General features: G+C 64.4%; 6 protein-coding genes, 3 rRNA genes and 1 pseudogene. 8 read left to right on the forward strand and 2 right to left on the reverse strand.

Annotated features, from left to right (window positions below; all coding sequences use genetic code 11):
* Positions 1-73 precede the first annotated feature (73 nt).
* Entirely contained in the window at positions 74-973 is a 900-nt protein-coding gene (locus RCR19_RS31090) for a hypothetical protein (protein ID WP_331268127.1), read from the forward strand.
* A 132-nt stretch (positions 974-1105) separates the two neighbouring features.
* On the opposite strand, the gene ptsP is transcribed toward RCR19_RS31090, so the two are convergent.
* Together ptsP and RCR19_RS31100 are read right to left on the reverse strand one after the other, a co-directional pair.
* Entirely contained in the window at positions 1106-2776 is a 1671-nt protein-coding gene (ptsP, locus tag RCR19_RS31095; protein ID WP_331268128.1) for a phosphoenolpyruvate--protein phosphotransferase, read from the reverse strand.
* 96 nt (positions 2777-2872) lie between these two features.
* Positions 2873-3322 (reverse strand): PTS glucose transporter subunit IIA, encoded by a 450-nt coding sequence (locus RCR19_RS31100; RefSeq protein ID WP_059125456.1) that lies wholly within the window; start codon positions 3320-3322, stop codon positions 2873-2875.
* 560 nt (positions 3323-3882) lie between these two features.
* Between RCR19_RS31100 and RCR19_RS31105 the strand changes: the two genes are divergently transcribed.
* The 7 genes and pseudogenes from RCR19_RS31105 (at position 3883) to RCR19_RS31135 (ending at position 13753) form a co-directional block, all read left to right on the forward strand.
* Positions 3883-5406 (forward strand): 16S ribosomal RNA (locus tag RCR19_RS31105).
* A gap of 306 nt (positions 5407-5712) precedes the next feature.
* Positions 5713-8815, forward strand: a 23S ribosomal RNA gene (locus RCR19_RS31110).
* Between the two features lie 86 nt (positions 8816-8901).
* A 5S ribosomal RNA gene (gene rrf, locus RCR19_RS31115) occupies positions 8902-9018 on the forward strand.
* Together the 16S, 23S and 5S rRNA genes form the textbook arrangement of a ribosomal RNA operon.
* Positions 9019-9197: 179 nt before the next feature.
* Positions 9198-9806: a CDP-alcohol phosphatidyltransferase family protein gene (locus RCR19_RS31120; RefSeq protein WP_059126589.1), complete on the forward strand. Its 609-nt coding sequence runs from the start codon at positions 9198-9200 to the stop codon at positions 9804-9806.
* A 113-nt stretch (positions 9807-9919) separates the two neighbouring features.
* A complete protein-coding gene (locus tag RCR19_RS31125; protein WP_331268129.1) occupies positions 9920-12415 on the forward strand; it encodes a mannose-1-phosphate guanyltransferase in 2496 nt (831 codons plus the stop codon).
* Positions 12416-12585: 170 nt separating this feature from the next.
* Positions 12586-13424: pseudogene (locus tag RCR19_RS31130) on the forward strand (DUF881 domain-containing protein).
* Complete coding sequence (locus RCR19_RS31135) at positions 13421-13753, forward strand: small basic family protein (protein ID WP_116152339.1); 333 nt, start codon at positions 13421-13423, stop codon at positions 13751-13753. The pseudogene RCR19_RS31130 and the gene RCR19_RS31135 overlap by 4 nt, the downstream one beginning before the upstream one ends.
* Positions 13754-13758 lie beyond the last annotated feature (5 nt).

The raw sequence follows: 13758 nt of genomic DNA on the forward strand, positions 1-13758 counted from the left end.
CACCGCGGGGCGTCGCTGTCAGTGGTCACGATTACTGTGAGTGAGGATCGATCGACCGTACAGAGGGGGAAGAATGCCGCACACCGACCAGAGCATGCGCAGCGTCCTGCGTCGCGAAATCGCCGGCACCATCGGCCTGTTGACCGACGACCACGACTTCACCGCGATGCGGCGCTACCGCACCTTCACCTTCGAGGACCACACGTCCTACCTCGAGCAGGTGGAAGCCCTGCTCAGGACGCTCGCCGCCCAAGGCGGCCACACCAGGGTCGCGCTCTTCGACCCGGAGGAGTACGCGGATTTCTGCGCCGACATCGGCCTGGAACCGGACGCCGCGGCCAGCCGCACCCGTTTCACGGCGGAACTGGCCGCGACGGGGCCGACCGTTCCGTACGAGGGGCAGCCGCTGGCCGAACTGCTCCCGGACCTGGTCGACGAGGCCGTACGCCAGGCCACGTGGCAGTACGCGACCACCGTCCTCGCCGACCTCGGCACCTGCGCCTCCTGCGGAGAGGACATCGGACACGCCTCGTTCGCCCGGGCCGCCCGGATCCTCACCCGCATCCTCGACACCGCGAGCCCCGGCCACCGCCATCTCGTCCTCAGCGTCTCGGCACCGGCCGAAACACTCATCGCCGTGCTCAACGCCGGCGAAAGCCCCGACGGCACGTCCCGTGTCGACGAGACGGAGGCCCTCGAATTCACCTCCGTCCTGGCCCTGGGCATCGCCACGCACAGCGCCGGCGGACTCGTCATGCGCACGTCCGCACCAGACACGGCGGACCGCGTCCACGGCTGGCGCCTGCGCGGCGGACGCCTGGAGCCGCTCACCGCAGGAGAGGTCTTCGACGCCTACTGCACCGACGTCGAGTCCGGCGACCTGGTCCCACCCGAGTCCGGTGTCGACTACTGCTTTCCGCCCGACCTCGGGGAGGACGGACCGCCGAGCGGTCACACCCACGGACCGGCCTGACCGCCGGGTACAAACACGTGGGGAGCGCCGGCACGAGGAGCCGATCGGCGCGGACGGGCGTGAACGAGCGAAGGCGTCCCACCCGCAGGTGGGACGCCTCCGTCGTACGACGTCGTAGTGCAGCCGTCCGGATCACTCGCCGGACAGCACCGCCAGGGCCGCCGTGCGCGCCTCGTCGGCCGTGTCGGTGGCACGAGCGGCAGCAGCGGCGCGCTCGCACTGCGCCAGCGTGTGCTTGGCCAGCGTCGCCCGGACGTACGGGATCGAGGCCGCACCCATGGAGAGGGAGGTGACACCCAGCCCCGTCAGCACACAGGCGAGGAGCGGGTCCGACGCGGCCTCGCCACAGACACCGCAGCTCTTGCCTTCCGCCTTCGCCGCGTCGGCGGACAGCGCGACCAGGTCGAGCAGCGCGGGCTGCCACGGATCCTGCAGACGCGACACCGCACCCACCTGACGGTCCGCGGCGAAGGTGTACTGCGCGAGGTCGTTCGTGCCCAGCGAGAGGAACTCGACCTCCTGCAGGATCGACCGAGCCCGCAGCGCCGCCGAGGGGATCTCCACCATGGCACCGAACTTCGCGTGCAGCCCGGCATCGCGGCACGCGTCCGCGAACGCCTTGGCGTCGGAGCGGTCGGCGACCATCGGCGCCATGACCTCGAGATGGACGGGCAGACCCTCCGCGGCCTTCGCGAGCGCGGTGAGCTGGGTGCGGAGCACCTCCGGGTGGTCGAGCAGGGTGCGCAGGCCCCGCACACCCAGCGCCGGGTTCGGCTCGTCGGACGGGGTCAGGAAGTCGAGCGGCTTGTCCGCGCCGGCGTCCAGCACCCGCACGACGACACGCCCCTCGGGGAACGCCTCGAGCACCTGTCGGTAGGCCCCGACCTGCTTCTCCACGGACGGGGCGCTCTTGCTGTCGTCCAGGAAGAGGAACTCCGTGCGGAACAGACCGACGCCTTCGGCCCCCGCCTCGACAGCGGCCGGCACATCGGCGGGCCCACCGACGTTCGCCAGCAGCGGCACCTTGTGACCGTCCGCCGTGGCACCCGGTCCGGTCGAGGCGGCGAGGGCGGCCCTGCGCTCGGCGGCAGAGGCCTCGAGCTGCCCCTTCTTCTCGTCGCTCGGGTTCACGAAGATCTCGCCGGTGCTGCCGTCGACGGCGATCACGGTGCCCTCGGAAAGCTCACCCGCACCAGGCAGCGCGACGACGGCGGGGACACCGAGCGCCCGCGCCAGGATCGCGCTGTGGCTGGTCGGGCCGCCCTCTTCGGTGACGAAGCCGAGCACCAGGGCCGGGTCCAGCAGGGCCGTGTCGGCGGGTGCGAGGTCACGGGCCACCAGGACGTACGGCTCGTCGCTGTCGGGTACGCCCGGCATCGGGACGCCGAGGAGCCGCGCGACGATACGGTTCCGCACGTCATCGAGGTCGGCCACGCGCCCGGCCAGGTACTCCCCGGCGTTCGCCAGCAGTTCCCGGTACGCGGCGAACGCGTCGTAGACGGCGCGCTCGGCCGTGCTGCCGACGGCGACACGACGCTCCACGTCCGCCATCAGCTCCGGGTCCTGAGCCATCAGGGCCTGGGCCTCCAGCACCGCCTGGGCCTCGCCACCGGCCAGGTTGCCGCGCGCGATCAGGTCGGCTGCCACGGCGTCCACGGCCTGGCGTGCGCGCCCCTGTTCGCGCTCCGCGTCCTCCGCAGGAATCTGCTTGGCCGGGGGTTCGAGCACCGCGGTCCCCATGTGCCGGACCTCGCCGATCGCCACGCCGTGGCTCACACCGACGCCTCGCAGCGTTGTCTCCATCTCACCCGTCTCCGAGTCATGCGGCGGGTACGGCCACCGCGAAGGTTGTCTGTACTGCCGTCCGGTACGGCGGCGCCGTTCAGTACGGCGCAGGCGTCACTGCCAGGTGAAGAGCTGGTCGCCCGGCTTCAGATCGCCGTCCTCGCGCAGAGCGGAGAGGGAGTCGGCGGTCGCCTCCAGGGCCACCACCGGGCACACCGGCGACTTGCCGGCCTCCTCGACGGCGGCGGGGTTCCAGCGGACCACCGACTGACCACGCGTGACGGTGTCGCCCTTGTTGACGAGCAGTTCGAAGCCCTCGCCGTTGAGCTGGACCGTGTCGATGCCCAGGTGGGTCAGTACACCGTGACCCTCTCCGTCGACCACGACGAACGCGTGCGGGTGAAGGGAGACGATGACCCCGTCGACGGGGGAGACGGCATCCATGGGCTCGCGCACGGGATCGATCGCCGTGCCGGGACCGACCATCGCTCCGGAGAAGACGGGGTCGGGTACTGCGGCCAGTCCGATGGCGCGTCCTGCCAGCGGGGACGTCACGGTGGTCATGGGAAGCCTCCCAGGGGTGGAGATCCAAAATGGGCCGTCGCTACCTGTCCCGGACGGCGTACTGGGCAGCAGCGTATGTCATATGAAGTGCCGGTTCCGCATGAGACGTAGGGGTTGAGCGCCCTAGGCACGCAGCCCAAACGATTTGCGCCCGCTCCGGGGCCGTGTGTAGAGTCGTATCCCTGCCTAGGGGCGGACGACGCAGCCAAGCGTCGTTGCCCGGCAGCACCCAAACTTGTCGGATCCTATCTCGGGGTCCCGTTCTGCATGTCTGCGGGGCGGTGGTCAGAGAGACGGAAAAACACTGATAGAGTTTGAAACACCGAAGGGAAAACGTCCGGAGGAAAGCCCGAGAGGGTGAGTACGAAGGAAGCGTCCGTTCCTTGAGAACTCAACAGCGTGCCAAAAGTCAACGCCAGATATGTTGATACCCCGTCTCCGGTCGGTTTGATCGGGGCGAGGTTCCTTTGAAATAACACAGCGAGGACGCTGTGGACCGGGGGGATTATTCCTCCTCCTGGTTCCGCTCTCGTGGTGTTCGACCGGATATCCGGTAAACATTCACGGAGAGTTTGATCCTGGCTCAGGACGAACGCTGGCGGCGTGCTTAACACATGCAAGTCGAACGATGAAGCCCTTCGGGGTGGATTAGTGGCGAACGGGTGAGTAACACGTGGGCAATCTGCCCTGCACTCTGGGACAAGCCCTGGAAACGGGGTCTAATACCGGATACGAGCCTCCCGGGCATCTGGGAGGTTGGAAAGCTCCGGCGGTGCAGGATGAGCCCGCGGCCTATCAGCTTGTTGGTGAGGTAACGGCTCACCAAGGCGACGACGGGTAGCCGGCCTGAGAGGGCGACCGGCCACACTGGGACTGAGACACGGCCCAGACTCCTACGGGAGGCAGCAGTGGGGAATATTGCACAATGGGCGAAAGCCTGATGCAGCGACGCCGCGTGAGGGATGACGGCCTTCGGGTTGTAAACCTCTTTCAGCAGGGAAGAAGCGAAAGTGACGGTACCTGCAGAAGAAGCGCCGGCTAACTACGTGCCAGCAGCCGCGGTAATACGTAGGGCGCAAGCGTTGTCCGGAATTATTGGGCGTAAAGAGCTCGTAGGCGGCTTGTCGCGTCGATTGTGAAAGCCCGGGGCTTAACTCCGGGTCTGCAGTCGATACGGGCAGGCTAGAGTGTGGTAGGGGAGATCGGAATTCCTGGTGTAGCGGTGAAATGCGCAGATATCAGGAGGAACACCGGTGGCGAAGGCGGATCTCTGGGCCATTACTGACGCTGAGGAGCGAAAGCGTGGGGAGCGAACAGGATTAGATACCCTGGTAGTCCACGCCGTAAACGGTGGGCACTAGGTGTTGGCGACATTCCACGTCGTCGGTGCCGCAGCTAACGCATTAAGTGCCCCGCCTGGGGAGTACGGCCGCAAGGCTAAAACTCAAAGGAATTGACGGGGGCCCGCACAAGCGGCGGAGCATGTGGCTTAATTCGACGCAACGCGAAGAACCTTACCAAGGCTTGACATACACCGGAAACATCCAGAGATGGGTGCCCCCTTGTGGTCGGTGTACAGGTGGTGCATGGCTGTCGTCAGCTCGTGTCGTGAGATGTTGGGTTAAGTCCCGCAACGAGCGCAACCCTTGTCCCGTGTTGCCAGCAGGCCCTTGTGGTGCTGGGGACTCACGGGAGACCGCCGGGGTCAACTCGGAGGAAGGTGGGGACGACGTCAAGTCATCATGCCCCTTATGTCTTGGGCTGCACACGTGCTACAATGGCCGGTACAATGAGCTGCGATACCGTGAGGTGGAGCGAATCTCAAAAAGCCGGTCTCAGTTCGGATTGGGGTCTGCAACTCGACCCCATGAAGTCGGAGTCGCTAGTAATCGCAGATCAGCATTGCTGCGGTGAATACGTTCCCGGGCCTTGTACACACCGCCCGTCACGTCACGAAAGTCGGTAACACCCGAAGCCGGTGGCCCAACCCCTCGGGGAGGGAGCTGTCGAAGGTGGGACTGGCGATTGGGACGAAGTCGTAACAAGGTAGCCGTACCGGAAGGTGCGGCTGGATCACCTCCTTTCTAAGGAGCACTTCTTACCAACTTCGGTTGGTCAGAGGCCAGTACATCGGCGAACGTCCGGTGCTGGTTGCTCATGGGTGGAACGTTGACTATTCGGCACTCTTGGTCTGCTTCTCTTCTTAGTACTGCTTCGGCGTGGAACGGTTGTAGGAGAGGCGAGGGTGTCGGGCGCGCTGTTGGGTGTCTGAGGGTGCGGCCGTTTGGTCGTCCTTCGGCGCCGACCCCAGTGAACTCGCTGGTTTTTCCAGTGGGGTGATGGGTGGTTGGTCGTTGTTTGAGAACTGCACAGTGGACGCGAGCATCTGTGGCCAAGTTTTTAAGGGCGCACGGTGGATGCCTTGGCACCAGGAACCGATGAAGGACGTGGGAGGCCGCGATAGTCCCCGGGGAGTCGTCAACCAGGCTTTGATCCGGGGGTTTCCGAATGGGGAAACCCGGCAGTCGTCATGGGCTGTCACCCGCTGCTGAACTCATAGGCAGTGTGGAGGGAACGAGGGGAAGTGAAACATCTCAGTACCCTCAGGAAGAGAAAACAACCGTGATTCCGGGAGTAGTGGCGAGCGAAACCGGATGAGGCCAAACCGTATACGTGTGAGACCCGGCAGGGGTTGCGTGTGCGGGGTTGTGGGTTCTTTCTTCTGCGGTCTGCCGGCCGTGGGACGAGTCAGAAACCGTTGATGTAGACGAAGGACATGCGAAAGGTCCGGCGTAGAGGGTAAGACCCCCGTAGTCGAAACGTCAGCGGCTCGTTTGGAAGATACCCAAGTAGCACGGGGCCCGAGAAATCCCGTGTGAATCTGGCGGGACCACCCGCTAAGCCTAAATATTCCCTGGTGACCGATAGCGGATAGTACCGTGAGGGAATGGTGAAAAGTACCCCGGGAGGGGAGTGAAATAGTACCTGAAACCGTGTGCCTACAAGCCGTGGGAGCACTTTGGTGTGACTGCGTGCCTTTTGAAGAATGAGCCTGCGAGTTTGCGGTGTGTTGCGAGGTTAACCCGTGTGGGGTAGCCGTAGCGAAAGCGAGTCCGAATAGGGCGTTGGAGTAGCACGCTCAAGACCCGAAGCGGAGTGATCTAGCCATGGGCAGGTTGAAGCGGAGGTAAGACTTCGTGGAGGACCGAACCCACCAGGGTTGAAAACCTGGGGGATGACCTGTGGTTAGGGGTGAAAGGCCAATCAAACTCCGTGATAGCTGGTTCTCCCCGAAATGCATTTAGGTGCAGCGTCGTGTGTTTCTTGCCGGAGGTAGAGCACTGGATAGGCGATGGGCCCTACCGGGTTACTGACCTTAGCCAAACTCCGAATGCCGGTAAGTGAGAGCGCGGCAGTGAGACTGTGGGGGATAAGCTCCATGGTCGAGAGGGAAACAGCCCAGAGCATCGACTAAGGCCCCTAAGCGTACGCTAAGTGGGAAAGGATGTGGAGTCGCACAGACAACCAGGAGGTTGGCTTAGAAGCAGCCACCCTTGAAAGAGTGCGTAATAGCTCACTGGTCTAGTGATTCCGCGCCGACAATGTAGCGGGGCTCAAGCGTACCGCCGAAGTCGTGTCATTGCAGCATATAGCCCTAACGGGTGTTGTGATGGGTAGGGGAGCGTCGTCTGCCGGGTGAAGCAGCACCGGAAGGTAGTTGTGGACGGTTGACGAGTGAGAATGCAGGCATGAGTAGCGATTCACACGTGGGAAACGTGTGCGCCGATTGACTAAGGGTTCCTGGGTCAAGCTGATCTGCCCAGGGTAAGTCGGGACCTAAGGCGAGGCCGACAGGCGTAGTCGATGGATAACCGGTTGATATTCCGGTACCCGCTGTGAAGCGTCAAACATCGAACCTTCTGATGCTAAGGCCGTGAAGCCGTCCTGGATCCTTCGGGTGAAGGGGAGTGGTGGAGCCGCCGGTCCAAGGTGGTAGTAGGTGAGTGATGGGGTGACGCAGGAAGGTAGTCCATCCCGGGCGGTGGTTGTCCCGGGGTAAGGGTGTAGGCCGTGTGATAGGTAAATCCGTTGCACTTGTGGCTGAGACCTGATGCCGAGCCGATTGTGGTGAAGTGGATGATCCTATGCTGTCGAGAAAAGCCTCTAGCGAGTTTCATGGCGGCCCGTACCCTAAACCGACTCAGGTGGTCTGGTAGAGAATACCGAGGCGTTCGGGTGAACTATGGTTAAGGAACTCGGCAAAATGCCCCCGTAACTTCGGGAGAAGGGGGGTCACACCTGGTGAGAGCACGTGCTGCTCGAGCTGGGGGTGGCCGCAGAGACCAGCGAGAAGCGACTGTTTACTAAAAACACAGGTCCGTGCGAAGCCGTAAGGCGATGTATACGGACTGACGCCTGCCCGGTGCTGGAACGTTAAGGGGACCGGTTAGCTCACTTTCGGGTGGGCGAAGCTGAGAACTTAAGCGCCAGTAAACGGCGGTGGTAACTATAACCATCCTAAGGTAGCGAAATTCCTTGTCGGGTAAGTTCCGACCTGCACGAATGGCGTAACGACTTCTCGACTGTCTCAACCATAGGCCCGGTGAAATTGCACTACGAGTAAAGATGCTCGTTTCGCGCAGCAGGACGGAAAGACCCCGGGACCTTTACTACAGTTTGATATTGGTGTTCGGTTCGGCTTGTGTAGGATAGCTGGGAGACTGTGAAGCTTGGACGCCAGTTCAGGTGGAGTCGTCGTTGAAATACCAGTCTGGTCGTGCTGGATGTCTAACCCGGGTCCGTGATCCGGATCGGGGACAGTGTCTGATGGGTAGTTTAACTGGGGCGGTTGCCTCCTAAAGGGTAACGGAGGCGCCCAAAGGTTCCCTCAGCCTGGTTGGCAATCAGGTGTTGAGTGTAAGTGCACAAGGGAGCTTGACTGTGAGACCGACGGGTCGAGCAGGGACGAAAGTCGGGACTAGTGATCCGGCGGTGGCTTGTGGAAGCGCCGTCGCTCAACGGATAAAAGGTACCCCGGGGATAACAGGCTGATCTTCCCCAAGAGTCCATATCGACGGGATGGTTTGGCACCTCGATGTCGGCTCGTCGCATCCTGGGGCTGGAGTCGGTCCCAAGGGTTGGGCTGTTCGCCCATTAAAGCGGTACGCGAGCTGGGTTTAGAACGTCGTGAGACAGTTCGGTCCCTATCCGCTGTGCGCGTAGGAGTCTTGAGAAGGGCTGTCCCTAGTACGAGAGGACCGGGACGGACGAACCTCTGGTGTGCCAGTTGTTCTGCCAAGGGCATGGCTGGTTGGCTACGTTCGGGAGGGATAACCGCTGAAAGCATCTAAGCGGGAAGCCTGCTTCGAGATGAGGACTCCCACCCACTTGATGGGGTAAGGCTCCCAGTAGACGACTGGGTTGATAGGCCGGATCTGGAAGCACGGTAACGTGTGGAGGTGACCGGTACTAATAGGCCGAGGGCTTGTCCATAGAGGCTCGCGTCCACTGTGTTGGTTCTGAAACCACGAACAGCCCCGCCCGTGTTGTGGGTGGTGTGGCGTTCTGTTTCGTAGTGTTTCGGTGGTCATAGCGTGAGGGAAACGCCCGGTTACATTCCGAACCCGGAAGCTAAGCCTTTCAGCGCCGATGGTACTGCAGGGGGGACCCTGTGGGAGAGTAGGACACCGCCGAACAAATTGTGAGGGAAACCCCGTACCGTTGGTACGGGGTTTTCCGCGTTTCCGGGCCCTTTGGTGCCGGGTTCTGGGTTCACCGCGGTTTCCTCGGTTTCGCACCCCCTCCGCACCGCCCCGCGAACCCTGCGGGTAAGGTCAGGGGGCATCGTTGGCTCGTTTCCCGCAGGAGGCCCCGGGTGGAGGTCCAGGAGACCCGTGTTCAGACGGACCGGGTCCTCACCATCCCGAACATCCTCAGCATGGCGCGTCTCGTCGGCGTGCCCATCTTCCTGTGGCTGATCCTGAGGCCGGAGTTCGGCGGGCCGAAGAGCGACGGCTGGGCGCTGCTCGTTCTCGTGCTGAGCGGTGTCAGCGACTATCTCGACGGCAAACTCGCCCGCCGCTGGAACCAGATCAGCAGTCTCGGCCGGCTGCTCGATCCCGCGGCCGACCGGCTCTACATCGCGTCCACTCTTGTAGGCCTCACCTGGCGAGAGATTCTGCCCCTGTGGTTGACCGCCGTCCTTGTCGCCCGTGAGCTGGTCCTGCTCGTGATGGTCGGCGTCCTCAGACGCCACGGCTATCCGCCGCCGCAGGTGAACTTCCTCGGGAAGGCAGCCACGTTCAACCTCATGTATGCGTTCCCGCTTCTGCTTCTCAGTGACGGAAGCGGATGGATCGCGTCACTCGCTGCCATTTTCGGATGGGCGTTCGCAGGGTGGGGTACAACCCTGTACTGGTGGGCAGGAGTCCTCTACGTGGTCCAGGTCCGCCGCCTTGTCAGGGCGGACGCCATGGTCGATTGAGCCCGCCGTTTGGCAGCCGTAGCGGCTCGATGGCCCGCGCGCGGAAACTGCGGGACAATCTAGACGGGTGAAGTCGGCTGGACCGTCGTCTCTTAGAGGAGGACGCTTCCGACATGAAGGCCGTCGTGATGGCCGGAGGCGAAGGCACGCGCCTTCGTCCGATGACCTCGAGCATGCCCAAGCCGCTCCTGCCGGTGGTGAACCGGCCGATTATGGAGCATGTGCTGAGGCTGCTCAAAAGGCATGGGCTCAACGAGACCGTTGTCACCGTGCAGTTCTTGGCCTCTCTGGTCAAGAACTACTTCGGAGACGGCGAAGAGCTCGGCATGGAGCTCACCTATGCCAACGAGGAGAAGCCACTCGGTACCGCCGGGAGCGTCAAGAACGCAGAGGAAGCACTGAAGGACGACGCGTTCCTCGTCATCTCCGGTGATGCCCTGACCGACTTCGACCTCACGGATCTGATCAGTTTCCACAAGGAAAAGGGCGCGCTGGTCACGGTCTGTCTGACCCGGGTCCCCAATCCGTTGGAATTCGGCATCACCATCGTCGACGACGAGGGAAAGGTCGAGCGCTTCCTGGAGAAGCCGACCTGGGGTCAGGTCTTCTCGGACACCGTGAACACCGGGATCTATGTGATGGAGCCCGAGGTCTTCGACTACGTCGAACCCGATGTTCCGGTCGACTGGTCCGGCGATGTCTTCCCCCAGTTGATGAAGGAGGGCAAGCCGATCTACGGCTATGTCGCCGAGGGGTACTGGGAGGACGTCGGCACCCATGAGAGCTATGTGAAGGCGCAGGCCGATGTCCTGGAGGGCAAGGTCGACGTCGAGATCGACGGGTTCGAACTCTCCCCCGGCGTATGGGTCGCCGAAGGTGCGGAGGTGCATCCGGAGGCCGTCCTGCGCGGACCGCTGTACATCGGTGACTACGCCAAGGTCGAGGCCGGCTCGGAGATCCGCGAGCACACCGTCGTCGGCTCCAACGTCGTCGTGAAGAGCGGAGCCTTTCTCCACAAGGCCGTTGTCCACGACAACGTGTACGTCGGCCAGCACAGCAATCTCCGGGGCTGTGTGGTCGGGAAGAACACCGACATCATGCGTGCGGCCCGGATCGAGGACGGCGCCGTCATCGGCGACGAATGCCTCATCGGCGAGGAATCGATCGTCCAGGGCAATGTGCGGGTCTACCCGTTCAAGACCATCGAGGCGGGCGCCTTCGTCAACACCTCGGTCATCTGGGAGTCCCGCGGGCAGGCGCATCTCTTCGGCGCCCGCGGTGTGTCCGGAATCCTGAACGTCGAGATCACGCCGGAACTGGCCGTGCGACTCGCCGGCGCGTACGCCACCACGCTCAAGAAGGGGTCCACCGTCACCACCGCCCGGGACCACTCCCGGGGTGCGCGGGCCCTGAAGCGCGCGGTGATCTCGGCGCTCCAGGCGAGCGCCATCGACGTACGGGACCTGGAGAACGTCCCGCTGCCCGTGGCGCGGCAGCAGACCGCGCGAGGCAGCGCCGGCGGCATCATGATCCGGACTTCCCCCGGTGTGCCGGACTCCGTCGACATCATGTTCTTCGACGGACAGGGCGCGGATCTGTCGCAGGGCGGTCAGCGGAAGCTGGACCGTGTGTTCGCGCGGCAGGAGTACCGGCGTGCCTTCCCCGGGGAGATCGGCGACCTGTACTTCCCGTCGAGTGTCTTCGACTCGTACACCGGATCGCTGCTGCGCAGCGTGGACACGTCTGGGATAGCCGAGTCGGGGCTCAAGGTCGTCGTGGACGCCTCGAACGGCAGCGCGGGACTCGTTCTGCCGAGCCTGCTCGGCAAGCTGGGTGTGGACTCGCTGACGATCAACCCGGGTCTCGACGAGTCCCGTCCCACGGAGAGCGCCGACACGCGTCGTGCGGGCCTCGTACGGCTCGGCGAGATCGTCGCTTCGTCGCGGGCCGCTTTCGGTGTGCGGTTCGACCCGGTCGGCGAACGGTTGTCGCTCGTCGACGAGAAGGGGCGGATCGTCGAGGACGACCGTGCGCTGCTGGTGATGCTCGACCTGGTGGCCGCGGAGCGGCGCAGCGGGAAGGTGGCGCTGCCGGTGACGACGACCCGGATCGCCGAGCAGGTGGCGGCGTATCACGGGACGCAGGTCGAATGGACCACCACGTCGCCCGACGATCTCACGCGCGTCGGTGGCGAGGAGTCGACCATCTTCGGCGGCGACGGGCGCGGTGGCTTCATCGTGCCGGAGTTCAGCAGCGTCTTCGACGGCACGGCGGCGTTCGTGCGGCTGATCGGGCTGGTGGCGAGGACACAGCTCACTCTCAGCCAGATCGACGCGCGGATTCCGCGGGCACACGTCCTCAAGCGTGATCTCGCGACGCCCTGGGCCGTCAAGGGCCTGGTCATGCGTCGTGTCGTGGAGGAGGCCGGGGAGCGGTTCGTGGACACGACCGACGGTGTGCGGGTCGTGGAGACCGACGGGCGGTGGGTGCTGGTGCTGCCCGACCCGGCCGAGGCCGTCACCCATCTGTGGGCCGAGGGCCCCGACGACGCCTCCGCGCAGGCCCTGCTCGACGAGTGGGCGGCGGTCGTGGACAGCGCCGGCCGATAAAGGAACACGCGACACGCCCGCGTGCCGGACATGTACCCCCGAGGGGGTATGTCCGGCACGCGGGCGGGGCCATTCGGAGTATGCGCTCACGACATGCGACTATGTGCCCCATGCCGCAGCCGCCCCCCGTTCGGAGCACACAAGGGCGCTCCCCGCGTCCGGATGCTTCCATGTCGTTGCTCACCAACGTCATGGATCACAGCCTCGACGAATCGGATACGCCGAGGCTGCCGCCCGGAAGCACACCGAGGGCGAGGGCGGCCTGCCGAGGACGGTGCGGGCCAAGCTCGGCCTCGCGGCCGGTCTGGTGCTCGCCGGACTCGTGGTGACCGTGGGCGCCGCACAGGCGCGGGTGGCCGCCCCGACGGTCGCCAAGGAGCGCCAGGAGCTCATCGACCGCATTCAGAGCGAGACCGCCGCCGCAGACAAGCTCGAGGGCACGGTGGACACGTTGCGCGACGACGTCAGCGCGCGGCAGAGGTCCGCCCTGGAGAGGGACGGCGGTTCGGACGCGGCCGATCTCGTCGGGGTCCTGTCGGGCGCGGTCGCCGTGCACGGTCCCGGCGTGAAGCTCGTGGTGAACGACGCCAAGGAGGCCACCTCGGGTGGCAACGGCGATCCCCGGGAGACCTCCGACTTCTCCGACACCGGCCGGGTCCGGGACCGCGACATGCAGCGGGTCGTCAACGGCCTGTGGGAGTCGGGCGCCGAAGCGATCTCCATCAACGGGCAGCGGCTGACGGCGCTGTCGGCGGTCCGGGCCGCGGGCGACGCGATACTGGTCGACAACAGGCCGCTGGTGCCGCCGTACACGGTGCTCGCGGTGGGGGATGGCGACCGGCTCAGCACCGGGTTCCAGAACAGCGCCGACGGGTTGTACCTGCACGCGCTGCAGGAGAACTACGGCATCAGGACCGGCATTTCAGTCGAGGGTGACGTCCGGCTGCCTGCCGCTCCGAGCGTGATCGTACGTACAGCACAGCCGACCACAGAGAAGGGCACATCGTGATCGCCGTACTGGGCCTCGTCGTCGGAGTCGTGGCCGGGTTGTTGGTCCGGCCGGAGATTCCGGCGGTCGTCGAGCCGTACCTGCCGATCGCCGTCGTGGCGGCACTCGACGCCGTGTTCGGTGGTCTGCGGGCCATGCTCGACGGGATCTTCGACGACAAGGTCTTCGTGGTGTCGTTCCTGTCGAACGTGGTGGTGGCGGCGCTGATCGTGTTCCTGGGCGACAAATTGGGTGTAGGGGCCCAGCTGTCCACGGGTGTCGTGGTCGTCCTGGGCATCCGTATCTTCTCCAACGCCGCGGCGATCCGCCGCCATGTGTTCCGGGCGTGAGGACG

The sequence above is a fragment of the Streptomyces sp. WAC07094 genome (assembly GCF_036320405.1).
GTDB classification, from domain to species: Bacteria; Actinomycetota; Actinomycetes; order Streptomycetales; family Streptomycetaceae; genus Streptomyces; species Streptomyces lannensis.

Coding starts and splice junctions, on each gene's coding strand:
- RCR19_RS31090 (WP_331268127.1), top strand. CDS start 74: ATGCCGCACACCGACCAGAGCATGCGCAGCGTCCTGCGTCGCGAAATC.
- ptsP (WP_331268128.1), bottom strand. CDS start 2,776: ATGGAGACAACGCTGCGAGGCGTCGGTGTGAGCCACGGCGTGGCGATC.
- RCR19_RS31100 (WP_059125456.1), bottom strand. CDS start 3,322: ATGACCACCGTGACGTCCCCGCTGGCAGGACGCGCCATCGGACTGGCC.
- RCR19_RS31125 (WP_331268129.1), top strand. CDS start 9,920: ATGAAGGCCGTCGTGATGGCCGGAGGCGAAGGCACGCGCCTTCGTCCG.